The organism is Paenibacillus sp. FSL R10-2199, from assembly GCF_038000235.1.
In the GTDB taxonomy this organism is placed as follows: Bacteria; Bacillota; Bacilli; order Paenibacillales; family Paenibacillaceae; genus Paenibacillus_AQ; species Paenibacillus_AQ phytohabitans.
Genome location: NZ_JBBOBO010000001.1, coordinates 2289883 through 2314111 on the forward strand (window position 1 = coordinate 2289883; position 24229 = coordinate 2314111).

General features: G+C 55.0%; 23 protein-coding genes. 15 read left to right on the forward strand and 8 right to left on the reverse strand.

Annotated features, from left to right (window positions below; all coding sequences use genetic code 11):
* Positions 1-81: 81 nt before the first annotated feature.
* Positions 82-981 (reverse strand): LysR family transcriptional regulator, encoded by a 900-nt coding sequence (locus NYE33_RS10130; protein ID WP_039306940.1) that lies wholly within the window; start codon positions 979-981, stop codon positions 82-84.
* Between the two features lie 456 nt (positions 982-1437).
* On the opposite strand from NYE33_RS10130, the gene NYE33_RS10135 reads away from it, so the two are divergent.
* The 8 genes from NYE33_RS10135 (at position 1438) to NYE33_RS10170 (ending at position 9729) form a co-directional block, all read left to right on the forward strand.
* Complete coding sequence (locus tag NYE33_RS10135; protein ID WP_042139787.1) at positions 1438-2103, forward strand: succinate dehydrogenase cytochrome b558 subunit; 666 nt, start codon at positions 1438-1440, stop codon at positions 2101-2103.
* 35 nt (positions 2104-2138) lie between these two features.
* Positions 2139-3881 (forward strand): succinate dehydrogenase flavoprotein subunit, encoded by a 1743-nt coding sequence (gene sdhA, locus NYE33_RS10140; RefSeq protein WP_076247508.1) that lies wholly within the window; start codon positions 2139-2141, stop codon positions 3879-3881.
* Between the two features lie 374 nt (positions 3882-4255).
* Positions 4256-5020: a succinate dehydrogenase iron-sulfur subunit gene (gene sdhB, locus NYE33_RS10145; RefSeq protein ID WP_042139785.1), complete on the forward strand. Its 765-nt coding sequence runs from the start codon at positions 4256-4258 to the stop codon at positions 5018-5020.
* A gap of 332 nt (positions 5021-5352) precedes the next feature.
* Positions 5353-6189 carry a DUF3891 family protein gene (locus NYE33_RS10150; protein ID WP_156118731.1) on the forward strand — a complete coding sequence of 279 codons (837 nt, stop codon included), beginning with the start codon at positions 5353-5355 and terminating at the stop codon, positions 6187-6189.
* A gap of 100 nt (positions 6190-6289) precedes the next feature.
* Positions 6290-6997, forward strand: coding sequence for an ion channel (locus NYE33_RS10155; protein ID WP_052422084.1), 708 nt, complete (start codon positions 6290-6292; stop codon positions 6995-6997).
* A gap of 233 nt (positions 6998-7230) precedes the next feature.
* Positions 7231-8163, forward strand: a complete 933-nt coding sequence (locus NYE33_RS10160) for a metallophosphoesterase (RefSeq protein ID WP_052422083.1) — start codon at positions 7231-7233, stop codon at positions 8161-8163.
* 55 nt (positions 8164-8218) lie between these two features.
* On the forward strand, positions 8219-8761 hold the full coding sequence (locus NYE33_RS10165) for a GNAT family N-acetyltransferase (RefSeq protein WP_052422082.1): 543 nt from the start codon (positions 8219-8221) through the stop codon (positions 8759-8761).
* 218 nt (positions 8762-8979) lie between these two features.
* Positions 8980-9729 carry an NADPH-dependent oxidoreductase gene (locus NYE33_RS10170; RefSeq protein ID WP_042139784.1) on the forward strand — a complete coding sequence of 250 codons (750 nt, stop codon included), beginning with the start codon at positions 8980-8982 and terminating at the stop codon, positions 9727-9729.
* A 122-nt stretch (positions 9730-9851) separates the two neighbouring features.
* Here the strand turns inward: NYE33_RS10170 and NYE33_RS10175 are convergent, their stop codons facing one another.
* Both NYE33_RS10175 and NYE33_RS10180 read right to left on the reverse strand, forming a co-directional pair.
* Entirely contained in the window at positions 9852-10661 is an 810-nt protein-coding gene (locus NYE33_RS10175; protein ID WP_042139783.1) for a histidinol-phosphatase, read from the reverse strand.
* A 59-nt stretch (positions 10662-10720) separates the two neighbouring features.
* Positions 10721-11623 (reverse strand): LysR family transcriptional regulator, encoded by a 903-nt coding sequence (locus NYE33_RS10180; RefSeq protein WP_042139782.1) that lies wholly within the window; start codon positions 11621-11623, stop codon positions 10721-10723.
* A 398-nt stretch (positions 11624-12021) separates the two neighbouring features.
* Between NYE33_RS10180 and NYE33_RS10185 the strand changes: the two genes are divergently transcribed.
* From NYE33_RS10185 to NYE33_RS10205, 5 genes are all read left to right on the forward strand, one after another.
* Complete coding sequence (locus tag NYE33_RS10185) at positions 12022-12477, forward strand: chemotaxis protein CheX (RefSeq protein WP_042139781.1); 456 nt, start codon at positions 12022-12024, stop codon at positions 12475-12477.
* Between the two features lie 28 nt (positions 12478-12505).
* The gene (locus tag NYE33_RS10190; RefSeq protein ID WP_042139779.1) at positions 12506-13282 is read left to right on the forward strand and encodes an SDR family NAD(P)-dependent oxidoreductase; all 777 of its coding nucleotides are present in this window, start codon (positions 12506-12508) and stop codon (positions 13280-13282) included.
* 164 nt (positions 13283-13446) lie between these two features.
* Entirely contained in the window at positions 13447-14934 is a 1488-nt protein-coding gene (locus NYE33_RS10195; protein WP_341065640.1) for a DEAD/DEAH box helicase, read from the forward strand.
* Entirely contained in the window at positions 14931-15677 is a 747-nt protein-coding gene (locus NYE33_RS10200) for an ABC transporter ATP-binding protein (protein WP_042139777.1), read from the forward strand. Before NYE33_RS10195 ends, NYE33_RS10200 begins: the two co-directional genes overlap by 4 nt.
* A 1-nt stretch (position 15678) precedes the next feature.
* On the forward strand, positions 15679-16899 hold the full coding sequence (locus NYE33_RS10205) for an ABC transporter permease (protein WP_042139776.1): 1221 nt from the start codon (positions 15679-15681) through the stop codon (positions 16897-16899).
* Positions 16900-17178: 279 nt separating this feature from the next.
* Here the strand turns inward: NYE33_RS10205 and NYE33_RS10210 are convergent, their stop codons facing one another.
* The 3 genes from NYE33_RS10210 to NYE33_RS10220 all read right to left on the reverse strand — a co-directional run bounded on the left by NYE33_RS10210 (position 17179) and on the right by NYE33_RS10220 (position 19392).
* Positions 17179-17295, reverse strand: a complete 117-nt coding sequence (locus tag NYE33_RS10210) for a YjcZ family sporulation protein (protein ID WP_209994562.1) — start codon at positions 17293-17295, stop codon at positions 17179-17181.
* A 153-nt stretch (positions 17296-17448) separates the two neighbouring features.
* Positions 17449-18750 carry an aminotransferase class I/II-fold pyridoxal phosphate-dependent enzyme gene (locus tag NYE33_RS10215; protein WP_042141612.1) on the reverse strand — a complete coding sequence of 434 codons (1302 nt, stop codon included), beginning with the start codon at positions 18748-18750 and terminating at the stop codon, positions 17449-17451.
* A gap of 99 nt (positions 18751-18849) precedes the next feature.
* Positions 18850-19392, reverse strand: coding sequence for a hypothetical protein (locus NYE33_RS10220; protein ID WP_042139775.1), 543 nt, complete (start codon positions 19390-19392; stop codon positions 18850-18852).
* Positions 19393-19604: 212 nt separating this feature from the next.
* On the opposite strand from NYE33_RS10220, the gene NYE33_RS10225 reads away from it, so the two are divergent.
* Both NYE33_RS10225 and gpmA read left to right on the forward strand, forming a co-directional pair.
* Entirely contained in the window at positions 19605-20390 is a 786-nt protein-coding gene (locus NYE33_RS10225; protein WP_039306903.1) for a helix-turn-helix domain-containing protein, read from the forward strand.
* A 331-nt stretch (positions 20391-20721) separates the two neighbouring features.
* A complete protein-coding gene (gene gpmA / locus NYE33_RS10230; RefSeq protein WP_042139774.1) occupies positions 20722-21471 on the forward strand; it encodes a 2,3-diphosphoglycerate-dependent phosphoglycerate mutase in 750 nt (249 codons plus the stop codon).
* 601 nt (positions 21472-22072) lie between these two features.
* Here the strand turns inward: gpmA and asd are convergent.
* Together asd and NYE33_RS10240 are read right to left on the reverse strand one after the other, a co-directional pair.
* The gene (asd, locus tag NYE33_RS10235; RefSeq protein ID WP_042141610.1) at positions 22073-22864 is read right to left on the reverse strand and encodes an archaetidylserine decarboxylase; all 792 of its coding nucleotides are present in this window, start codon (positions 22862-22864) and stop codon (positions 22073-22075) included.
* 91 nt (positions 22865-22955) lie between these two features.
* A complete protein-coding gene (locus NYE33_RS10240; RefSeq protein WP_341065641.1) occupies positions 22956-24053 on the reverse strand; it encodes a YheC/YheD family endospore coat-associated protein in 1098 nt (365 codons plus the stop codon).
* Between the last annotated feature and the right edge of the window lie 176 nt (positions 24054-24229).

A 24229-nucleotide genomic window follows, 5' to 3' on the forward strand; every position in this document is an offset into this window, starting at 1 on the left:
TCCTATGTCATAAAATCTCTGTAACACATTCACCCGGCAGGCTATTCCGTAGCAATATGGAAGCTTGCCGGGTGATTTCTGTTATTCGCGTCCGGACAGGAACACTTCTTCTGTTACCTGCACGAGGCAGCGTGCTGCAGTGCTAAGTCCGCCGCTACCCTGGTAGATCAGGCAGGTGGTCCGCTGCGTCTGTTCCAGCTCCTTGATGTGCAGGGAGACGAGTCCCCCGCCGTTCAGCAGCTCCGGGCGGAGATAAGACTTCGGCAGCAGCGCGGCCGCCTTGATGGTCGGCAGCAGCCGGACAATCGCTTCGAAGGAGTCGATCTCCATCCGCACATCGGGATCAACGCCGCAGCGCTGGAACAGATCATCAGTCGTCCGGCGGTACCAGGTGCCCTTGGAGAAGAGAATCATCGGCAGCCGGGAGAGATGCTCCATCGTGAGCCGCGGAGACTGGGCCAGCGGGTGGTGCTCGGCGACGACCAGCCGGAGCTGGTCCTCGAACAGCGGGATGCAGCGCAGCCCCGGCTCCTGAACCTGGGAGGCGATGATGCCGACATCGCATTTGCCCTCGCTGACTGCGGTAACCATCTCATGTGTCTTCCCGGTGATCAGCTTCAGCTCGGCCGCCGGGTATTTCTCCATGTAGGCATTCACCAGCGGAGGCAGTGTGGTTTGCAGTGTGGTCAGGCTGGCCCCCAGCGTGACGAGCTGCGGTTCGCCTTCCTTGAACTTGGACAACGCTTCCAGGAACTTGGAACGCTGCTGCCGCTGCTCCAGCGCGTAGGTATAAGTGAGCCGTCCTACCTCCGTAAGCTCCAGCCGCTTGCCGAAACGGTGAAACAGGGCGACCCCGAGCCGTTCCTCCAGCTTGGATATTTTGCGGGACAGAGCGGGCTGGGACAGGTTAAGCTGGCGGGAGGCCCGGTTCAGGCTGGAATGCTCCACAACTGCAGCAAAAGCGTCTAAATCATCGTACATTACAAGCACTCCTTTGTCCCGATCTGTAAACGGCGGATTGTATTAGAAGATTGCTGGTTAAGGATTCCAATGGATTAGTGATAAAAAGCATAGCCGGGAGCCGGGAGATACGTTGATTTATAGGAGTATTCGTCTGAAACTGAAGTGAATTCTCAGTCTAAATGAGAATTATTATCATATTAAAAATATTCTTATGCGTTTATTGTATAACGATTAATAATTAGATTGCAATTCCCTTATAAGCGAAAAAAGAGTAACATGAAAAGTGACACAAGATATTCACATATTGTGAATAATAAAGCAAAGTCCGGGAAAACAATGAAAAGTGGTGCAAATAGACATTTTGCTGCTTACTGCAGCCTGCCGCTGCCCTGTTTCAACTGTACTCCCGGCGGTGTATGCTCTTTAAAAAGATAATTTGAAAACGCTGTTTTAATTGGAAAGGGGACACTTTGCATGAGAGGATTTTATTCCAGAAAGATTCATTCCTTGCTCGGCATTATCCCGCTCGGGGCCTTTTTCCTTGAGCACATGCTGACGAACTTCGCAGCAGTAGAGGGTGGTGCTTCCGGTTTCACAGACAGTGTGCTCTGGCTGAACAGCCTGCCGCTGGTCTTCTTCCTGGAATTGTTCGGCATCTGGCTGCCACTGCTGTACCACGGAGTGTACGGCCTGTACATCGCTTATCAGTCGAAGCCGAACCTGAACCGCTACAATCTGGAAAGAAACTGGCGTTATACGCTGCAGCGCATCAGCGGAATCGTCACCTTCATCTTCATTGTCTGGCATCTGTACGATACCCGTGTCCAGGTGGCGCTTGGCAATGTAGAGCATGAAGAACTGGGCGGTGTCATGCACAATATTGTGACTAATCCGCTGCTGATGACCTTCTATATCATCGGTATTGTAGCAGCCTGCTTCCATTTCTCCAATGGCCTGTGGTCCTTCCTGATCAGCTGGGGTATTACTGTGGGGCCGCGTTCGCAGCGGGTGTCCTCTATCCTCTGTCTCGGTGTGTTCGTACTTGTTACCTTCATGTTCGTACTGTCACTGGTGACTTTCCGTGACGATGAATTTCAAACCGCAGCCACGGCGATGCAGTCGCTCCGCAGCTTTATTTAGGAATATACAGATTTTAATTCAGGAGGGGAACAATCATGGCATCAGCCGATATTATCATCGTGGGCGGCGGTCTGGCCGGCCTGATGGCTACCATTAAGGCCGCCGAATCCGGCGCGCATGTACATCTATTCTCACTGGTCCCTGTCAAAAGATCACATTCGGTCTGCGCGCAAGGCGGCATCAATGGCGCAGTAAATACAAAGGGCGAGGGCGACTCGCCCTGGGAGCATTTTGACGATACCGTCTACGGCGGCGACTTCCTGGCCAACCAGCCCCCGGTCAAAGCGATGTGCGAAGCCGCACCGGGCATTATCCACCTGATGGACCGGATGGGCGTCATGTTCAACCGCACGCCGGAGGGGCTGCTCGACTTCCGCCGGTTCGGCGGGACGAAGCGCCACCGGACAGCGTTCGCCGGAGCGACAACCGGCCAGCAGCTGCTGTATGCGCTGGATGAGCAGGTGCGCCGCTGGGAAGCCGAAGGCCTGGTGACCAAGAGCGAGAACTGGGAATTCCTCTCCGTTATTCTCGATGACGAGCGTGTATGCCGCGGCATCAGCGCCCAGAATCTGAAGACGATGGAGATTCAGACCTTCCCGGCGGATGCGGTCATTCTGGCCAGCGGCGGCCCGGGGATTATTTTCGGCAAAACAACGAACTCGGTCATCAATACTGGAACCGCTGCAAGCGCTGTATATCAGCAGGGTGTGCATTATGCGAACGGGGAATTCATCCAGATCCACCCGACAGCCATCCCGGGCGATGACAAGCTGCGGCTGATGTCGGAATCGGCGCGCGGCGAAGGCGGACGTATCTGGACCTACAAGGACGGCAAGCCGTGGTATTTCCTCGAAGAGAAATATCCTTCCTACGGCAATCTGGTGCCGCGCGATATCGCAACACGTGAGATTTTCAATGTGTGTGTGGATCAGGGACTGGGCATTAACGGCGAGAACATGGTATACCTGGATCTTTCGCATAAGGACCCGAAGGAGCTCGACGTCAAGCTGGGCGGTATTATCGAGATCTACGAGAAGTTCATGGGCGATGATCCCCGCAAAATTCCGATGAAAATCTTCCCCGCTGTGCATTATTCGATGGGCGGCATGTGGGTTGACTATAACCAGATGACGAATATTCCCGGCTTGTTCGCCGCAGGGGAATGTGAATATCAGTACCACGGGGCGAACCGCCTTGGCGCGAACTCGCTGGTATCGGCCATTTATGGCGGTATGGTCTCCGGGCCGAAGGCTGTGGAATATATCAAAGGCCTCAAGAAGTCGGTCCAGGATATCTCCTCCACGGTGTTCGACAGCTTTCACAAGACTCAGACGGACAAATATGAGTCTCTGCTGGGGATGACAGGCACGGAGAATGCTTACGTAATCCACAAGGAGCTTGGCGAATGGATGACGGCTAACATGACCGTGGTGCGTGAGAACAAGAAGCTTGAAGCGACCATCGGCAAAATCAAAGAGCTGAAGGAACGCTACCGCAACATTAACATGAGCGACACTTCACGCTGGAGCAACCAGGGCGTTGCCTTCACGCGCCAGCTGTGGAATATGCTGGAGCTGTCAGAAGCAATGACCCTCGGAGCGCTGCTGCGCAACGAGAGCCGGGGGGCGCATTACAAGCCGGAGTTCCCGACGCGCAATGATGAGGAATTCCTCAAGACGACCAAAGCCGCCTGGACGCCTGACGGCCCGCAAATCTCATACGACGAAGTCGATGTCTCGCTGATTCCTCCGCGGGTCCGGGATTACTCGAAGGACTGATAGGACGAAGCGGCAGTACAGTAGGGACGCTGAATTGCTGGCATGTCCTGGCGGCGGGGAATCTGCAGTTTAACTGTATTTCATACAGCTATTCCTGCACCGCTGCCGCATGGGAGACGAATAACTGTACTCAGTGCAGTTAGAATCTTCTGGACTGGCTGGAATGAGCCTTTTTATGAAATATAAATGTATAAAGTGCAGTTAAATCGTAAATTAGGCTGGAACCCCTGGTTTTAATTGTACAAAGTGCAGTTAGCGCCGGAATCGAAAGATCATCAATACGTTAAAAGCTTAAAGCGTGTGCTTCCGGAGCGAGTTTGGCGAACTGGATTCGGAGAAGGCTATGCTATCCAAAATTTTAGGAGGTAACTGACATGGCGGAAACTGCAGCAGCTCCCAAAAACGTAAAATTTATCATTACCCGCCAAGACGAGCCGGAAACGAACCCGTATACGGAGGAGTTCGAGCTTGCCTACCGTCCGGGAATGAATGTGATCAGCGCGCTTATGGAAATCCAGCGCAATCCGGTGAACGCGAAGGGTGACAATACGGTTCCGGTGTGCTGGGAATCGAATTGTCTGGAGGAAGTATGCGGCGCCTGTTCCATGGTGATCAACGGCAAGCCCCGGCAGGCCTGCGCAGCGCTGATCGATAACCTGGAGCAGCCGGTGCGCATTGAGCCGATGAAGACCTTCCCGGTAGTCCGTGACCTGGTGATTGACCGCAGCCGGATGTTCAATGCCCTGAAGCGGGTTAAGGCCTGGATTCCGATCGACGGCACTTATGATCTGGGTCCGGGACCCCGGATGCCGGAGAAGAAGCGCCAGTGGGCTTATGAGTTATCCAAGTGCATGACCTGCGGTGTCTGCCTGGAGGCTTGCCCGAATGTCAATGAGAAGACCAATTTCATCGGTCCTGCAGCCATCTCGCAGGTGCGCCTGTTCAACGCCCACCCTACAGGTGAGATGAACTCTGATGAGCGCCTGGAGGCACTGATGGAAGACGGCGGTATCGACGGCTGCGGCAACTCGCAGAACTGCGTGCGCGCCTGCCCGAAGGGAATTCCGCTGACCACCTCCATTGCCGAGATCAACAAGCAGACGACGAAGCATATGTTCAAGCGCTGGCTGGGCGTGTAACGATACAGCTTGCATTTTCGTTACGATTTATATCTGCGGCAGTGTAATCAGCTGCTATCCTTAAACCACAGGCCGTTCAGGAGTATTTCCTGAACGGCCTGTTTGCGCCAGGAGTTCATTTCCTGATCCGGTTGGAACTGGAAAGGGCTATTGCAGCCGGATATGTTTCTTTCAGGGTGGAAAAAGGGTACATTTTTAGACAGTCTTATATTGTGTTGCGCATACAATAGAGCCGTTAAGGTGCGCCGCATTCCAATAAATATAGGTGGATATGTTATAATCTACATAGTGGATGGCAGGATTCAGACAGCGGATAACGGGGAGGAATTACAGTGATTTGTCGTGAACAGGACGGAGCGTTTGTGATGGTGAAGCAGCATGAGCACGGGCTGCTGGCCGGGGAATTTGCGAAGTGGTTCAAGGAGGAGCATACGCCTGCGGAAGACCGCCGGGAGGAGGTGCTGCGGGCGGTGAGCAATCATGACCGGGGCTGGATCGATCTGGATGAGACGCCGTTCTGGAACGATGCGGAAGATGCGCCGTACAGCTTCATCGACTTCCCGGTTGTGCCTAAGCTGACTTTTTATAGACGGGGCATCAACGAGGTTGAAGCGGATACGCCTTATGGGGCGCTGCTGTGCAGCTCTCATTTCGAACGGCTGATCGAGGTATCGGGAGAGGAATGCCCGGAGCTCACCCGGTATCTGCAGGATGAAGCGGAGCGCAGAGCCCGTATCCACCGTGAGCTGGAGCAGAGCCGGCCGCTTGAAGAAGGCGAACTGTATTATGACGCCAGACTGCTGCAGTTCTGTGATGACCTGTCGCTGTTTCTGGCGCTGAGCGAGCCGGGCAGCGCCGAGTCCGAGAAGCATCCCTGGTTCGCAGACGGCTTCTCGGGCAGCGAGGAATTCAGCTTCACATCCGGACGTGCGATTCAGGCAGAGTGGCAGGACAACGCTACGCTGACGCTTACCCCGTTCCCGTTCACGAAAGAGATCGGAGTAAGCTTCAAGCTGCGGCGGGTCAGCCGCAAGGATATAGAGCATAAAGGCATCGCTCTGGCATACAAGGAGACACCGGAGGAAGAATGCCGGATCACTGTAATCAGCGGAGCAGGAGAAGACGATGTGCAGGTGAAGACAGGTACCGGTGAACGCACTGCCGGTTAGGCACAGGGGGCAGGGACGGGTCGCAGCATTTTATCCGTGAGGATAACGGTACCTTCAGGGCAGGACAGGAGTCCGGGGCCGTAGAACAGGAGAGTAAGGCATGGCGTGGTGGATATGGATTTTCAATTTTGCTGTAATCATATTGCTGGCGCTGTGGTTTCTCCGGATTAAGCTGAGCTGGATGGGCAAAGGCGTTCTGCTGGCTCCCATTCTGATCTATGCCCTGATTTCGGTTGAGGATCTGCTGAACCTGATCGATCTGGGCACCATTGTACCCGGCAACCGGGGACTGCGCGGTCTGATTCTGATTTTTGTCCTGGCTTCGGTCCTGTTCTATATTCTGTTTATTTTTCATGAGATCAAGGACTCCAACAGCAAGGAAGTCAGGCTGCAGCAGACACTGGTCCGGATCAGCATCGCGGCGTTTACCTGCATTATTTTTTTTACAGTCGTATATACATCCATATATAAGCTGTTTGGCCAGTCCTCCTTCCAGGGCGAGGGGATAGGCCAGGATCTGCTCAGCCAGCTGATCACCTTCCTGTACTTCAGCGTAGCTACATTTACGACAGTCGGTTACGGGGATGTGGCCCCCATAGATAACACTTCGCGGCTTGTTGTAGTTATGCAGATCTGCTTCAGCTTCATAACCGTTGCCTATGCCCTGTCCATGCTGGGCTTGTTCCGCAAAATTCTCGGACCCGGCACCACTGAAGAGGAGATTGAGGCGGCTATAGAAGTGGACATTGATGACAAAGTGGAAGAAGCTGTAACGGATAAGCATGAGGAGAGAGAGCAGGAAGAATAGGAAGAAAAGGAAGCACCGGATGAACGGGAAGCACCGGATGCCGGAACCCCGCCGAAGCGGCCTGGAAGCAATAAGATGTCTGATGAACCAGCGGATTAGCCTGACGATTAGCCGTATCTCAGGCGCTGATGAATGAACCGGAGGAAATATTGCCAATAAGCGCAGCATGCTCTGTATACGAACATAAGCGGCATTAACCGAATAGATTTCAGGATAGAAAGGAGAATCTCCCTATGAGTACAAAATCGTCCGGGGGCTCTCCCAGGTCTGACCTGCCGGCAGCAGGCACCGGCGGTCATACCCCTCCGCAGAAAGAGGGGGCCGGCGGCCGCAAAATGACCCGCCGCCAGTTCCTCGCCCGGGGGGCGGCAACCGTAGTTGGCGCCGGCCTGCTTACCGGCGGCTATGCCTGGCAGGGCGAGCCGAACTGGCTGGAGATTACGCGGAGGGAGCTGCCGCTGAAGGATCTCCCTTCGGCTTTTGCCGGTACCCGGCTCGTTCATTTCAGCGATGTGCATCTGGGCTTCAACAAGGATGCGCATGATCTGGCCCGGCTGACTAAGCACATCAAGGAGGAGAAGCCGGATCTGATCTGCTTCACCGGGGATATTGTGGACAGCTACGCCGAGGATTTGACAGACTCGGTCGCTATACTGGCAGAGCTTGAAGCTCCGCTGGGCAAGTACGCCATCCTGGGCAACCATGATTACAAGAATACGGAGCTGCTTACCCGCCTGCTGAACGAATCCGGCTTCCGGGTGCTGCGGAACCAGTCCTACCTGATCAATCAGGGCGGCGCCGTGATGGCGGTGGCTGGACTGGACGATATGCTGCATGGCAAGCCGGACCCGGAGGCCGCAATCCAGGGCATCCCGGACGGCACGTTCACGGTGCTGATGATGCATGAGCCGGATTACGCCGATACGGCGGAAGGGTATCCGTTTCACCTGCAGCTCTCGGGGCACAGCCACGGCGGTCAGATCCGTCTGCCGCTGCTGGGTGCGCCGTTCACGCCTTACGGCTCGCAGAAATACATAGACGGCCTGTATTACACAGAGAATAAGGCGATGCCGGTGTATGTGAACAGGGGATTCGGCGAAACCATGATGCCGCTGCGCTTCATGTGCCGGCCGGAGCTTACTGTACTGACTCTGCGCCGGGAGTAAGACGGCAGAGCTTGAGGATGCGGCTTAACGAGAGCAGCAGAAGAGGGTGAAGTTCATGAGCACTTATGAAGCGATTATGGGTATGGCGCTGCAGGGAGCGGCGGTAGAACTGAAAAGTATGGCATCCGCTGACGGTGCAGTGCTGCGGGCGCTGCTCTCCCATCCGGAGGTGCAGCCGCATATTCAGCTGCGCCAGGGCTCATCCTCCCAGCAGGGCGTTCTGGATAAGCTGGTGAACCGGATGCTGCATGGTTATGACCCTTGCGCATTGCATGCAGGCATCTATCTCAAAGGACAGCCGGAGCTGATCGGATCGGTCTCCCTGCAGAACTGGAACCGGCATGAGGGCAAGGCGGTGCTGGGGTATATGCTTAATCCTGCATGGTGGGGGCGCGGTTTCGCCACTGAAGCACTGGGGCTGCTGCTGGCCTACGGGTTCCGCGAACTGGAGCTGCTGAAGGTGGAGGGACGCTGCCGCGGGGACAACCTCAGATCGGAGCAGGTGATGCTCAAGAATGGTCTGACCCTGGAGCGGACACTGCCGATGGCGGACGGCTCGGGCGATGTAATGAAAGTATTCACATTGTTACACAATTGAAATAATGCCGTTATCAAACTCTAACAGTCTCCGGTTAAACTAAGTACATGACCCCCTTTTGAAAATATAACTGCTGTTGGGACCCGATGATTCGGGTCCATTTTTTTGTGGCGTGCCGTATGCCGATTCCGGTTTCACCGCATTCTGCTGGCGGTAGCCGGAGTCATTAGGCTATGATGGATATATCGAAACAGCATTTGGCGAGGAGGACATAACTCTTGAACGAAGTGATTAGACTACTTACGAACCACCGCTCTTTCCGGCAATATACAAGGCAGGCGGTAGAACCAGAGAAGCTGAAGACCATAATTGAGGCAGCCCAGGCCGCACCATCCTGGGTGAACGGCCAGCAGGTATCGGTCATTGCGGTACGCAGCGAAGAACGGAAGCGGCAGCTGTCGGTATTGAGCGGGAACCAGAAGCATGTTGCCGAAGCGCCGGTATTCCTGGTGTTCTGCATGGACTTTCACCGGGCCCGGCTGGCGGCAGAGCTAGAAGACCAGCCGTTTGAAGCGGCAGGAGATGTGGATGCGCTGCTGGTCGGTGCAACCGATGTCGGCATCGCTTTAGCGAATGCGGTGGCTGCTGCGGAGTCGCTGGGACTGGGGATTATCCCGATCGGCGGCGTGCGCCGCCGCACAGCGGAAGTGATTGAGCTGCTGCAGCTGCCCGAATATGTATTCCCGGTGGCCGGCCTGTGTATTGGCTATCCGGGTGAAGAGCTGCCGAAGAAGCCGCGCCTGCCTATGGCGGCTGTGTATCATGAAGAAACATATAACCCTGATCAGAAAGCCCTGATCCAAGAGTACAATGAGACCCACCGCGAGTCACTTAGAGCTCAAGGGCTGACCGAGAGGGATTGGAGCAGTACAATTGCCCGCTTCTATGCCCTGAATCCGCAGTACGGCGACGCCGGGCGGACGCTGAAGCAGCAGGGCTTCACCTGCGATAATCTGAATAAGGAATAACCATAGCAAAAATGCACCGCAGCGGTAACGGCGGACGATGGCAAGCATCGTCAACAGCCGGACCGCATGCGGTGCATTTATTTTGTCCAGCAGAGAATTAAGCCGTCTCCGTTATCCTACAGCTATAGTCCTACTGTAATTTTCTCGCGCCGTTTGTAGTAGACCCAGTGCTTAAATCCGATCTCCTTAAGCCGCGCGGCGACGTTATTGCGTTGATCAGCCACCCGGGAAGGCTTATGGGCATCGGAGCCGAAGCTGACCTCCACGCCGAAATGCAGCGCCCGCTCCAGAATCTCATCCGACGGATACCAGCCGCCGCACAGCTTGGTGCCGCCCGAGGTGTTGATCTCGATGGCCAGCCCGCATTCGCTGATTGCGCTTAAGGCTTCATCAATCTCCCGGGGAGCGGAGATTTCCGAGAACTGCGGATAGTTGCCCTTCATCGCATCAATGTGTCCGAGGATCTGGAACATGCCGCTGCGCGCGGATTCGGCGATCAGCCGGTAATACTCCGCTTTGGCTGCCAGCTTCTGCTTTGGACCCAGACCCTTCCAGCGGCTTTTATTAAATATGCTGTTGCCGTCCACGCTGTGCACCGAACCGATCACATAGTCAAACGGATAGGCGGCCAGCGTCTTCCGGTACAGCTCCGCATGCTCGGGGAAATAGTCGGACTCAATGCCGAGCAGGACATCAATGCGGCCTTCGTACTCCTTTTGCAGAGCCAGTACTTCCTCTACGTAGTGGACAAGCTCCGATTTGGCCATCGCGATACGCGGAAAAGCCTGCTCGGACGGACTTCCGAAATAGGGCGTGTGATCGGAAATTCCGATTACATCAAGACCCGCGGTTATTCCGGCTTCAATATAATCCCTGATGCTTCCGTCAGCATGACCGCAGCGGAAATGATGGGTATGCAGGTCGAAATTCATAGAGGTAACATCTCCTTAGGCCAAGGTGGCAGAATAGGTTGCAGGTTGCTGATCATTAGTTACTCTGAGCCGATGAACTGGGTTTCGGGCATTCCCTTAAGATCGCTCAGAAACTGCCTCATGGCCGAATTGACGTACTTCCCGGATTTGGTGATGACGCCTACAGGGTGGGTGACCTCAAGCTCAATGATCGGGACGATTTTGAGCGTGCCGCTTCGGACCTCGGCGGTTACAGACTGTTTGGAAATAACGGCTGCCCCGAGATCCAGCTCCACCATCCGTTTCACCTCTTCGCTGCTGGTCAGCTCCATGATGACCTGGGGCTGGATGCCGTGTTTGGCGAGTACTTCATCGGCGAATCTCCGGCCGACGGTGTCCGGGGACAGCAGGATGAGCGGTGTTTTGCCAAGTGCCTCAATACCGGCCGATTTGACCTGGGCCAGAGGATGGCGGGGCGAGACGACCAGTTCAAAGGTATCATAATACAGGACGGAAGTTGTCATTCCGGGACTGCGGCCGATCAGATAGCCGATGCCGACATCAACGAGACCGTTCTCGACATGCTGATAGATTTGTGAAGAGGACATGGACGAGATCGAGGTTTTGATATGCGGGAACTGGTCCTGGAAATAGGACAGAATCCGCGGCAGAATCTGAATGGCAATGGAGGTGGTCGTGCCGAGAATAATATGCCCCTGGGGATTCTCTTCAAGATCCGCAAGACGCTGCTTAAGCTCTTCAACGATACCTACAATCTGCTCCGCATGCGTGAGGAATACCTGGCCCCGGTCTGTCAGGGTTACAGGCTGATTCCGGTCCACAAGCTGGGTTTTGAATTCTTCTTCGAGACTTTTGATCTGTGCTGAAACCGCCGGCTGGGTCAAATTGAGTAGTTCTCCCGCCTTGCGGAAGCTCATGGTTTTGGAAATGGTAATCAGTGTTTCAAGCTGGCTGATATTCATGGACTGCCCCCTAATGGCTACCGGATTGGTGCCGCCGTATATTGGTATCGTTGTGGGAAAGTGACTTCTTTCCAGAGGACGTTTGCGCCGTTAACAGCTTGATGGGCCAGGGTCTGCATGCTGCGGATTGTCTGCCAGGAATGAGGGGGAAATACGCAGTGAATGCTGCACCCGGAGGGAAATGCGCCGCAAATCTTACGTTCAGTGTTGGCATTTGATTAAATTATAGGAGATTACACCCGGCAGGGCAATGTCGCCGTCCAAACTATCTTGTGAATTCATTCGACAAGACCATTAATTTTTGATGAATAATGCCGATATATGAAGTATAATAAATCATTATTGCTTAGGACTTTTGGTATATGACTAAAGCCTGGTCGAGGGGGGACAGCACTTTCATGAAAGCAGAAGTAATCAATCCGTTTCTAGAGTCTGCACGAATTGTAATTGAACAGGTGATACAAGTCTCGCCGTCTACCGGTATTCTGGGTATTAAGGACATTGAACTGATCGATAATCATATATGGATTCAAGTGGGAATGACAGGTCAGCTCAGCGGGAATATTATCTTCGGAATCGCCGAGCACGTGGCGCTTAAGATGGTTTCGGCCATGATGGGCGGCTATGTGATTACGGAAATGGACGAGATGGGCCAGAGTGCCATTTCGGAGCTTGGCAACATGATCAGCGGCAATGCCAGTACTATTCTCTCCAATCAAGGGGTTTCGGTAGACATTACACCGCCGAAGTTAATGAAGACAGAGAGCATGTCCGTCCTTCCGCGCAGAGCGCTGAGTATTCCGCTTATGATGGAAGGCATCGGGGAGCTTGATATTCAGGTTATGATCTCTTAGGCGGATATTCGGGAGCTGAACACATTCCATGGCATTACAAGGCAAGGTTGTTGTTATTACAGGAGCTTCGAGCGGTATCGGTGCGCTTACGGCACAGATGATCAGCCAGCGTGGGGCCGTTCCCATTCTGCTGGCCCGTTCGGAAGACAAGCTGAAAGAAACCGCGGCCGGGATACCGGGCGTTTTTGGACTGTTCGTCTGTGATGTGACCGATGAGGCGGCAGTGGAGCGTACCTTCGCGGAGATTCTTGAACAGTACGGCAGAATCGACATTCTTCTCAATAATGCCGGTTATGGCAAATTTGCGGCTTTTACGGAAATGGAGTCCGGCGAATTCGATGCCATGATGGACGTGAACTATATGGGGATTGTCCGCTGCACCAAGGCGGTAGTGCCTCATATGCTGGAGCGCGGCAGCGGTCAGATCGTGAATGTGGCCTCTATGGCCGGCAAAATCGGCACAGCCCGCGCAGTTGCCTATACGGCTACGAAACATGCTGTTCTCGGCTTCACCAATGCGCTCCGCCAGGAGCTCCGCAAGAGCGGAATTATTGTCTCGGCCGTGAACCCCGGACCCATCGCCACCGAATTCTTCAAGACCGCCGATCCTTCAGGCAATTATGAGAAAAGCGTGAGCCGGATCATGATGACTCCGCAGCATGTGTCTGCGAAGATCGTGAAGCTGATGGACAAAGGCATGGAAGAAGTGGATCTGCCCGGTCTGGCAGCCTTCGGGATTCGTCTATACGGCTTGTTTCCGCGGCTGGCGGATAAGCTGACCTATAACGCAATGAACAGAAAATGATTGCTCAGCTATGAAGCAAACGGCTTGTCCCCTTTTGCATGCAGGATGGAATTACATATATAAAATATGGCGTAGATTGGAACTTATGGCCTTCCATTTGGTGGAGAGGCCTTTTTGGCATATAATGAACATATTATCTTAAGCGAAAAGGATGAATTACTATTATGAATAAAGCTTCTTTTGCAGCTATCGGCATTCAGGAAGACCTCGTTGCCCGATTGTCTGAATTCGGCATCACCGAACCATCCCCTGTACAGGAGCAGACGATCCCGCTTCTGCTGGAAGGAAGAGATGTTCTGGCCGCATCCCAGACAGGGACAGGCAAAACTCTGGCCTACCTGCTGCCGCTGCTGCAAGGGATCAATCCGGACCAGAAATCGGTGCAGAAGCTGGTGCTGGCACCAACCCAGGAGCTGGCGATGCAGATTCTCCGCGAAGCAGAGCGCTACGGAGCCCACCGGGGCATCCGGGCGATGGGGCTGATCGGCGGGGCGGCGATCAAACGCCAGATTGACAAGCTGCGCGAGCATCCCCAGCTGGTTGTAGGTACACCGGGACGCGTGCGGGAGCTGATCGGGCTGCGCAAGCTGAAGATGCATGAGGTGACGACGATTATTCTCGATGAGGCGGACCAGATGTTCCAGCTCAGCGGCGCAGGAGAAGTGACGAAGATCGTCAGCAGCGCACTGCGCACACGCCAGTTGGTTATGCTGTCCGCGACCATCGGACCTGAAACCAAGCTCTTGGCCAACAAGGAAATGAAGAACATCGCAGAGGTGGGCATTGATCCCGGGATGATGACGGCCCAGAGTCTTGAACATCACTACGTGGTATCCGAGGAGCGGAACAAGGTGGATATGCTGCGCCGGGTGATCCGCCACTACAAGCCCGAGCGGGCGATTGTGTTCGTAAATGCCACCGACGATATTGCTGAGGTGACCGCGAAGCTGAATCATCTGGGCCTACCTGCCGCAGCGCTGTACGGCGATGCCGACAAGGTTACGCGCGCAAACGTGCTGGCCCGCTTCCGTGACGGCAAGTTCAAGGTGCTGGTCGCCAGCGACGTGGCGGCCAGAGGCCTGGACATTGAGAATCTGACGCTGGTCGTCAGCTTCGATCCGGCCTTTGACTCCGAGCACTATGTCCACCGTGCCGGACGCACGGGGCGCATGGGCAAACGCGGCTTGTCCGTAACGATTGTTACGGAGCAGCAGACGTTCATCATGCGCAAATTCGCCCGCGAGCTGGATATCCAGCTGGACGAGCGGGAAATGGCCTTTGGCAAGGCGCTGACGGAGGGCGAGCGCAGTGAATTCCGCGGCGGCGGCGCAGGTGCAGCCCGCCGCGAAGGCACTGCCCCGCGCGGCGGCGAAGCCGGGCCGCGCAACGGCAAGCCGCAGGTGCGGACCTCGGCGGCTGGAACAGCCGGAGGGACGGGCGGCGAAGCTCCGGCAGGGCAGCCGGGCGCAGCTGGTGCTGGGGCTGGTACGGTGCGGCGTGAGCAGCACCGGCCGGGGATTGCCGCGAGCACGCGCAGCGCGGCATCACCCGCAGGCAAGGCACGCAGCAATGCGGAGCGGGACAAGAACCGCAAGAACAAGGGAGCCCCGAAGTGGCTCAAGAACAAAACCCCGAGAGGTGACGGCCAATGAACACAGCTCCCGTATTGCAAATTACGGGCTTAAGCGGAGGATACAGCCTGAACAAGCCGGTGCTGCATGATATCGGCCTGCAGGTTCAGCCCGGTGAAATGGTCGGGCTTATCGGTTTGAACGGCGCAGGCAAAAGTACAACCATGAAGCATATTCTAGGACTCATGTCTCCGCATAAAGGTGAGATTACCGTGCAGGGCAAGACGCGCAGCAGCGATCCCGAGAGCTACCACAGCGCGCTTTCCTTCGTTCCGGAGTCCCCCCTCCTCTATGAGGAGATGACCGTCCGCGAGCATGTTGAATTTACGGCCAGAGCTTACGGGGTGGAGCGCAGCGATTATGAATCGCGCACCAGCCAGCTGGCCGCACTCTTTAATATGGAGGACAAGATGGATACGCTGTCGTCCCATCTGTCCAAAGGCATGAAGCAGAAGGTGATGATTATGTGTGCGTTCGTAGCACGCCCGGCACTGTATGTGATTGACGAGCCGTTCCTCGGCCTCGATCCGCTCGGCATCCGCTCGCTGCTGGATTTCATGCTGGACCTGAAGAAGTCCGGGGCGTCCATTCTGCTGAGTTCGCATATCCTTTCCACCATCGAGAACTACTGCGACCGGTTCATTGTGCTGCACCGTGGAATGGTAATTGCGGAGGGAACACTCGCCGAGATGACCGCGAAGGCCGGGCTGCAGGGCTTGAACTTGGAGCAGCTGTTCTACGAACTGGTTCAGGGAGGGAAATGATATGGATTTGAAGGAGCTGCGCCGGCAGCGGCGCAGCCGATTTACAGGAAGCCTGATCCCCTATATGGGGTATATCATCCAGAGCGGGGTAGCAATGGTGTTCCTGCTGGTGCTAATCATCTTCTCCGCCTGGTACACTTCCCTGCTGCGCGATATCCCGGCAGGTATTCCCATCCGTTGGATTATGCTCGTCCTGCTGGTGCCGGCGGCGGTGCACAGCAGCTTCCGGACCTATCTGCAGACTCCGGATACGATCTTCCTGCTGCCGCAGGGCCACCGGATGAAGGAGTACTTCGCCCCTTCCTGGGTCAGCGGGAATGTGTGGAAGATCCTGCGGCTGGCTTTTGTCCTCATTACCTTATGGCCGCTGTACATACGCACGGATGAATCCCATCAGGGGCTGCTGGCCACGCTGCTGGTCCTGATCCTGGTGAAGCTGCTCGCCAGCTTCGGGTTATGGCGGGAGACCGCTATGCTCTCCCGGCCGGCTGCCATAGGCTACAACCTGCTGCGCTGGGCAGTGGGCACCCTGATGGTTGCGGCCTGGGTATGGCAGCCGCCGGTCCGTGCGCTGATCTTCATCGTAATTCTGGCCGCAGCCTACGCGGCAGCGCTGGCCGTACCCGGCCGGCATTCTGTTCCGTGGGAACGCCTGATTACGATGGAGAAGAATCAGGGGACCCGGGCGCTTATGGTCCTCGGCTGGTTCGTTGATGTCCCTGGACGTGAGCAGCGGGTCTATGCCCGGCGCTACCTGTCCCGGTGGGGCGGCGGCATAACCTGGCAGCGGAATTCCGCCTACCGCTTTCTCCTGACCAAAAGCTTCGCCAGAGGCGATATCTTCGGAATCGTTCTGCGGATTGCCGTATTGGACCTGTTCCTGGTCTGGATGAATCAGGACAGCTACACCGGCAGCGGCATTTATATCTTCTTCCTCTTCCTGATGGGGATTCAGCTGACGGCGCTGCGCAAGCTGCACAGCGAGTCGTTCTGGCTGACCGTGTATCCGCTGCCGGAAGGCAGCAAGAGCAAGGGAACCATCCAGTTTGTATTCCGGGCGCATCTGGTGCTGGCTCTGCTGACCGGACTGCCTCTTCTGCTTCAGGCGGGAGCGCGTCCGCTGCCGGTTCTGGGAACATTGGCGTGCGGAGCGCTGCTGGCCTATCTGTTCAAGGCCTACTCCACCCGCAAGGAAGCCCGGACGGATGAGGATGACTTGTAGAACAGACTCTTTTAGCAACAAAAATGTGCACATGAAAAATGGCCTCATACTCTGCTGACGCGGAGCGTGAGGCCATTTTTATATAGAGGGAGTTGCCCTCTTAATTTCAAAATATAAGAATTTATATGTTTCACACGATAACTTATCCTTCTATTTCTCGCTGAAACAACACCGTCCCTTAAAAGGACGGCAAAGCCGTTTCTACTTGGGTGGAACAGGGAATGCTGCAACACGGGGAGCGGAGAGAGCGCTGGGCTCCCTCCAGGGACTTATTCCCGGTTAGACAAAGAGTGAACGGCTGATGATAACCAGCAGGATAAAGAGAACCAGAATTGCGCCTGTGCTTGTGAATGCACCGTGTCCGTATCCGTATCCGCCTCTAACTTCTTCGCTCATGTTCATTCCCCTTTCGCGTTTGAGTTGTTGTACTTGAGTACATCGTATTGTATGTGCGGAGGGAAGAACGTGTATAGGCCAATGCCATAGGGCAGGGCAAAAAAAGTCAGCCCCGGAAATCCGGAGCTGACTTACGTGTGCAGAGGCTGGGAATCAGGCTTTCTCCAAATCGCGGATGCCTGCATAGACCAGATCGAACAGATCCTCAAGCTGATCCTCTTCGATGCAGGAGAAGGCAATGCGCAGATCTGTTTCGCCAAGGGCGATGGTGCCCAGCCCGTAATTGTGGATCAGATGGAGCCGTAAGGCTTCAGCCGGCACGGTGAGCAGCTTCAGGCACATGAAGTACCCGGAGTTGAACGGATAATAAGTCCATACATCATCGCCGTATTTGCCGCTGTCCAGCAGCGCCTTCACTTTGTTGGCCCGGCCTTTCATGATCTGGAACTTCTCTTCCTTCTGGGCGGCGAATTCCGGCGCCTTCAGCGCATCCAGTACAAAGGTCTGGGACGGATGCGCTCCGCTGGAGATGGTGGCCCGGATAATACCGAGTGTTTTTTGCTCCAGGGCAGCCAGCAGCTCTTTGTTCTCGGAAGCATAGGTAATGAAGCCGACGCGGAAGCCCCAGACAAATTCTTCTTTAGTAGCTCCGTCGATCTTAATTGCCAAGACACGGGGATGCAGATTCGCGAGCTTGCCAAACAGCGATTCCTTCAGTGAATCCTCGAAAAAGAGTCCGAAATAAGCATCATCGCTGACGACTACGACATTAACGCCTTCTTCAGCGGCACGCAGGATTGCGGCAACGATGGCTTCGCCTTCTTTAATGCCTGGTGTATACCCTGTCGGGTTATTAGGGAAATTGAGCAGGACGATGGCTTTGCCGCGGTCCTTCTGGGCCAGCAGCGCATCCAGCAGTCCTTCGCTGTTGAAGCTCATATCTTCGGTGAACAGCGGATAGTTAACGGTTTCGGTCAGACGGCGGATGCCGAAGGTCAGCTCGTAGTTCTCCCAGTTTTTGTCCGGATAGATGACGGCATCCCCTTGTTCTGCGAACAAGTCGGCAACTATGCTAAGCCCGTGTGTCAGGGCGTTCGTAACGACAGGATTGCTGAAGGATTTGCCTTCAAGCGACGGATTCTCACGCAGCATCTTCTCCCGCCATACCGTGCGCAGCTCCGGCTTGCCTGCAGGAGGCGCGTAGCCGTACAGGTCTTTGGGGCTGTAGGCGGAGAGTTTATCCTGGATCACACCAAGGTGCATCGGCATTCCGTTCTCGGTAGCAATACCGATGGTAGCATTATACTTCTTGGCATGAGCCGTCGCTTCTGCAGACTGGCTCAGGATTCCCTCTTTGGGGAAATAGATTGCTTTGCCGAGATTAGAGAGCATATCGTACACATGTTCATTGCCTGCCTTGATGCTGTCATTCAATTGTCCAGCCAGTGGATTCATCAGTTTCATCCTTCCGGTATTCTTCTGGGATATATACGCTAACATTGCCTAACATTATATCACCGTGAATTGCCGCCGTCACTGAGGAATGCCGCGTTTTCACAAATACTTTTGGAATAAGCCGGGCGGCTCCTCCCAGATCTGGACTTCGACGTAACGCTCAGGGCCAGAGTCTCCTGCTGCGTTCCATTTCTGCGGCAGACCGTATTCGCGGACCACCTCAAGGATCTCTTTCAGTGTGTAGACCTGCCCGCGGTAAGGTTTGCCGTCCGCATAGCGCATGGTGGGAAATAAATCGCCGTAGGTGAAGCTGATCCGCTCAGGGTTGAAGGCCGCAACCGGGATATTCAGCTCCATCCCCTGTGGATACCACTGCTGCAGCCAGGGGCATCGCCCCAAAGTCATGTAATGCGGATGCCGGCGGACCGGCTTGCCTCCTTTGGCGATAAATTGCTCTCTCGCCCTCTGTTCAAGGCTGCGGCGGATCTGCAGATAATCTGCGGAACGCTGGCTGGCAAAGCCCTTACTCTGCTCCCGGATATCCTGCAGCACCGTCTCCGCTGTTTCAGGCGAAAGGTCAGACAGATTCCGGAAGGGGCCGGTGGATTCATCATAATAGTGAAAGAGATAGTGGTAGTCCATATACTTCCCGCCGATCTATAGTAGGATGATTCCTATATTTTAACAGATAGAGGGTTGATAGGAACAGTCCTGCGGGTAGGGGAAGATGTACAAAAGGGAACCGGACAAGGTATTATGAAAAGTAAGCTTACGCATTCGAAGCGGGTGTTACTGCCCGTTATTTCGAAGGAATACAGGGAAGGCATGCCCACAAAACTTTAGGAGGGACCAATATGCTGCATGCATCGCCATCCTCTTTTGTAATCCTCCCGGCCCTGGCGAAGATCGTCTGTGAACCGGGCTGGAAGTGGCAAAAAAGAGAGAAGCCGCTGCAAAATTATGATTTGTTCTATGTCTGGAGCGGGGAAGGAACCGTTGTGCGCAGCGGGGTGCCCTATCAGGTGGGGAAGGGAAGCTGCTTCCTGTTCCGCCCGGGAGATCACACCAGTGCTACACATAATCCGCAGAAACCGCTTGTGCTTACATATATTCATTTCGATGTCGCTGAAGAGGTGACGGAGATCCCTGCGCCTTATCACGAACTGACGGAGACCGTGGAGTTCGAGCATCTGCTGGCCCGTTACGTCCGCCTGTTCCTGGTGCAGACCTACGCTGCAGAGGAAGAAGGCCGCCTGATCCTGAAGCAGCTGATGATTCATCTGCTGCGGCAGGACCAGGTCGTGCCAATTGAGCGCCATGTCAGCAACCAGCTGGCTGAGGTGATCCACGAGGTGGCTAACTATGTCAGCCAGCATCCAGGGGCTGCGCACCGGGTGGAGGATCTGGCCGCACGGGCAGGGCTGTCGCCGCGTTACTTCTCGATCAAGTTCAAAGAGATCACCGGCTCCTCGGTTCAGTCCTATGTGATCCGCACCCGGATTGAACGGGCCCAGCATCTCTTGCTGTACGCCGGTATGAATGTGACTGAGGTGGCGGATGCGCTGGGCTACCGCGATATCTTCTTCTTCAGCCGCCAGTTCAAGCAGCACACCGGCAAAAGCCCATCGGAAATACGCTGACAACCAGCGCTCCCGAATATGGCTGGATGGCCCGGTGACCCGGGAGCACAGCGAAACAGTATGTAAGCCCTTCTCGTCCAGGCGGGAGAAGGCCAGTCCTGCCGGATTACCGGCAGGGCTTTTTGGGGAATAGATAATATAGACCTCTGACGGAACGGCGCGCCCATTCAGGGCGGGGCCGTTTCTTCTATTACAATGGCTGCTGGGAAGCCGGGGACGTAAAGTTGAAGAGAGCACCTGTCTGTGACAGAATATAAGAATGATCCGCATAAGAACTGAGAAGCTGCCGCTAAGAGCAGCTGAATAAACACACGGGAGAAGGAGAGAACTTATGTACGAAATAGTACTGATACGGCATGGAGAGAGTGAATACAACCGGCAGAACCTGTTTACGGGCTGGAGTGATCCCGATCTGACGGAGAAGGGTGTGGAAGAGGCGAAGAAAGCAGGCAAGCTGCTGAAGGATGCGGGATACACGTTCGATCTTGCCTTCGCCTCGGTGCTGAAGCGTTCAATTAAGACACTAAACTATGTGCTGGATGAGATGGATCTGCTGTGGATTCCCGTGCAGAAATCGTGGAAGCTGAATGAGCGCCATTACGGAGCGCTGCAGGGCCTCAGCAAAAGTGAAACCGCACTGAAATACGGCGAGGAACAGCTCCATATCTGGCGGCGCAGCCTCTCGGTCCGGCCTCCGATGCTGGAGCCGGATGATCCGCGTTATGCCAGAAATGATATCCGCTATAAGGAAGTGCGTCCCGGCGATATTCCGCGCGGAGAGAGCCTGGAGGATACCGTGCACCGGGTTGGCGATTTCTGGGGCAACCGGATTGTGCCGCTGATCCGCAAGAAGGAACGCGTCCTGATCTCGGCGCATGGCAATACGCTGCGGGCCCTGATCAAATATATGGAGGATATTGATGAGACGGCGCTGCTGGATCTCAATATTCCAACGGGCGTCCCGCTGGTCTACAAGCTGGATGATGATGTGAAGCCGATCAGCCGCTTCTATCTCGGCGAGCCGGAAGAGGTACAGGAGAAAGCGCGCGAGGTGGCTAATCAGAGTAAGGTTACGGAGTGATTCGGGTAATTAGAGGGATAAATCCCTTTGATTACGCTGGAAATGGGCTAGGCGAGGGAATTAGAGGGATAAATCCCTTTGATTACGCTGGAAATGGGCTAGGCGAGGGATTGTATGCGAAAAACCGAGTACAATGCACCAGCGTTAGGGCAGACGAGCCGATTGTATGCGAAAAACCGAGTACAATGCACCAACGATAGGGCAGACGAGCCGAATGTAAGCGAAAAACCGAATACAATGCACCAAAGATAGGGTAGACGCGCCGAATGGATGCGAAAAACCGAATACATTGCACCAAAGACAGGGCAAACGAGGCGAATGTATGCGAAAAACCGAGTACAATGCGCCAGCGATTGGGTAGATGAGCCGAAGGTAAGCCGGGTATACTGATGCTCAGAGAGCGAAGCAGGTAAGGAACACCTTTATACGGTAAAATTATAGCAGAAGTAAACGGTCCGGACTTTTGCGAAGCGCTTCTTCAGCAATAACAAAGCCTCGCCCAAGATACACTCACGTGTCCTTGGGCGGGGCTTTGTCTGTTCAGAAAGCTCTACTTGGTTTCATCTTAGCTGTTTCATTCAAGCCGGACTCTGCCCGGCAGCTAAGTAGCCCGCTGCATCTCACCCAGCAGCTCGCCCATCTTCACCTTCGTGTCCACGGTAAGCCCGTGGCGCGGGGTGAAGGTGCCGCTCTCCAGCAGAAGAACTACGGTAGAGCCGAACTCGAAATAGGCCAGATCGTCGCCTATTTGCCATTCAGTAGCGGATTCATCAGTGTAGCGGATACTGCTCACATTCATTGCGCCTACCTTGACCACGGCGGTTTCGCCATAGCTGCCGGCTATATAAGTAATCAGCCGTTCGTTGCGGCTCAGGACACTCTTCATATGCCGCATGCCGAAATCATTCACGGGATAAGCCCGCCCGCGGATATAATCGCTCTCCCGCAGCTGTCCGGTTAACGGGGAATGAATCCGGTGATAATCGGTGGGGCTCAGGTAGAGGACGAAATAATAGCCTTTTTTATACAATTCGAGGTGTGGTGAATGATTAAGCAAATCCTCCAGCGTATAATCCTGACCCTTCACATTCATTATTGTTCCGCAGTTAATGTCGCCCATTGCCGTAATCATGGCATCCACAGGACTTGCCACAGCCTGTTCACCGCTTGCCACCGGCCGCATTCCCGGCTTCAGGCGTCTGCTGAAGAATTCATTAAGTGTACGGTATTCTCCGGCAGTCTTCTCCGCCTCGGCGGCAGGAATATGATAGGAACGAATAAATACCGGAATCATAAAGCGGCTGAGTCTGCTATGGGAAAAAGCGCCCATTACCCGGGAAAGCCATCTGTGTGAGGATAGCTCGGTCATCAGCCGCAGCAATTGTTTAACCATGCCCATCTCCCTTCCATCATGCAGCAGCAAGGTCCCGGTAGCCAAGGACCTCACCCGCTCTGCATTATATTGACATAGAATAGAAGACAAATCAATAAGAGTTATGCCGTGCAGCCTCTTCATACAGATATCTGGCATAGCCCATTGGGCGGCGGTAGCTTTCTTTCCAGATGAGGCCGAGCCCGGCTTTCTTGAAGCCGTAACGCTGGTCGCGCCCGTTGCATTCGATGAAATATAAGCGTCCGCTCCCCGTAACGCCGATGTCCAGACCGATATCGGCAAGGCCTGGGAGGCTCTGCTCCAGCTCACGGGCAATGGCGAGACTGAGGGAGAGGACAGACATGCGGATCCGCGAGGCCGCTTCGCCGGGGAAAGCCTTCTCCAGAGCGAAGGATGAACTCAGCGCTTCGCCCCCCCGGGCGATGTTGGACACGAAGCCGCCCGGTGCCGCCAGCTTGGCGAACATGCCGGTCACCTGCCAGTCTCCGCCCCAGCCGCGCTGTACAGTAATGCGCAGATCAAAGGGGCGGCCGTTTATCTCAGCCAGTGGTATCCGCTCCTGCACCAGGTACGGTACCGAAGAGAGTCTGGCGCGGAGTGCCCGGGGGATGGCGCCCTGATTCACCGGCACACTGTACCAGCGTCTTGAGCCGTTAGGAGAGTAGCTCCATTTCCACCGCCCGGCCCCGCTGACCCTTGTAAGACGCATAACCCCGTTGCCTACACTTCCCCGGCAAGGCTTGAGAATGAGATCCGGATATCTCTCCATCATTTCCTTCAGGCCGGACATTCCGGCGGATGTGACTGGCAGAACCGTCTGCAGTTCCTGGTTTTGCTCCAGCAGGCCGTGAATCTGATCCTTGCCGTAGCGGTTGCATGTATTGTATACCTGAATACCCTGCCGGAGCAGCCGCTGGACGCCGCTGCTGCCCGGGTCATAGATCGCCCGGTTATGGATGACCTCCGGCGTCGGGATGACTTGACTCCGGTATCCGTGCAGACCCTTTATATATGCCCTGCTGAAGCCGGTCTGCGTATCGATGCCGGACAGCTTCAGAAAGCAAGGGGTTAATCCGTATGCGGCGGCGGCCTCCTCGTAGTTGGCCAGAGATTCCTGTCCGGTTTTTAACCGGGGAACGCCCCCGTGCACAGCGGCATTTAGCAGTATCCCAACGAGCTTTTGCCCCATGTTCGTTCCTCCCGTTATCTTGAAGTAGCTTCCCGGCTGATTTTTCGTCTCCTGTCATTGTATGTGTGTACGTGCCCGTCAGGGTTGGACGGATGCGCGGCGGCAGATGCCCTTTTTTGAGAGGCGGGAATGAAATTCTTTTGAACACTACACCCTTTTCTTAACAAAGCTTAGCC

Coding starts and splice junctions, on each gene's coding strand:
- NYE33_RS10130 (WP_039306940.1), bottom strand. CDS start 981: ATGTACGATGATTTAGACGCTTTTGCTGCAGTTGTGGAGCATTCCAGC.
- NYE33_RS10180 (WP_042139782.1), bottom strand. CDS start 11,623: ATGAATATCAGCCAGCTTGAAACACTGATTACCATTTCCAAAACCATG.
- sdhB (WP_042139785.1), top strand. CDS start 4,256: ATGGCGGAAACTGCAGCAGCTCCCAAAAACGTAAAATTTATCATTACC.
- gpmA (WP_042139774.1), top strand. CDS start 20,722: ATGTACGAAATAGTACTGATACGGCATGGAGAGAGTGAATACAACCGG.
- NYE33_RS10190 (WP_042139779.1), top strand. CDS start 12,506: ATGGCATTACAAGGCAAGGTTGTTGTTATTACAGGAGCTTCGAGCGGT.
- asd (WP_042141610.1), bottom strand. CDS start 22,864: ATGGTTAAACAATTGCTGCGGCTGATGACCGAGCTATCCTCACACAGA.
- NYE33_RS10175 (WP_042139783.1), bottom strand. CDS start 10,661: ATGAATTTCGACCTGCATACCCATCATTTCCGCTGCGGTCATGCTGAC.
- NYE33_RS10215 (WP_042141612.1), bottom strand. CDS start 18,750: ATGAATCCACTGGCTGGACAATTGAATGACAGCATCAAGGCAGGCAAT.
- NYE33_RS10210 (WP_209994562.1), bottom strand. CDS start 17,295: ATGAGCGAAGAAGTTAGAGGCGGATACGGATACGGACACGGTGCATTC.
- NYE33_RS10155 (WP_052422084.1), top strand. CDS start 6,290: ATGGCGTGGTGGATATGGATTTTCAATTTTGCTGTAATCATATTGCTG.
- NYE33_RS10165 (WP_052422082.1), top strand. CDS start 8,219: ATGAGCACTTATGAAGCGATTATGGGTATGGCGCTGCAGGGAGCGGCG.
- NYE33_RS10135 (WP_042139787.1), top strand. CDS start 1,438: ATGAGAGGATTTTATTCCAGAAAGATTCATTCCTTGCTCGGCATTATC.
- NYE33_RS10220 (WP_042139775.1), bottom strand. CDS start 19,392: ATGGACTACCACTATCTCTTTCACTATTATGATGAATCCACCGGCCCC.
- NYE33_RS10160 (WP_052422083.1), top strand. CDS start 7,231: ATGAGTACAAAATCGTCCGGGGGCTCTCCCAGGTCTGACCTGCCGGCA.
- NYE33_RS10205 (WP_042139776.1), top strand. CDS start 15,679: ATGGATTTGAAGGAGCTGCGCCGGCAGCGGCGCAGCCGATTTACAGGA.
- NYE33_RS10185 (WP_042139781.1), top strand. CDS start 12,022: ATGAAAGCAGAAGTAATCAATCCGTTTCTAGAGTCTGCACGAATTGTA.
- NYE33_RS10200 (WP_042139777.1), top strand. CDS start 14,931: ATGAACACAGCTCCCGTATTGCAAATTACGGGCTTAAGCGGAGGATAC.
- sdhA (WP_076247508.1), top strand. CDS start 2,139: ATGGCATCAGCCGATATTATCATCGTGGGCGGCGGTCTGGCCGGCCTG.
- NYE33_RS10225 (WP_039306903.1), top strand. CDS start 19,605: ATGCTGCATGCATCGCCATCCTCTTTTGTAATCCTCCCGGCCCTGGCG.
- NYE33_RS10195 (WP_341065640.1), top strand. CDS start 13,447: ATGAATAAAGCTTCTTTTGCAGCTATCGGCATTCAGGAAGACCTCGTT.
- NYE33_RS10240 (WP_341065641.1), bottom strand. CDS start 24,053: ATGGGGCAAAAGCTCGTTGGGATACTGCTAAATGCCGCTGTGCACGGG.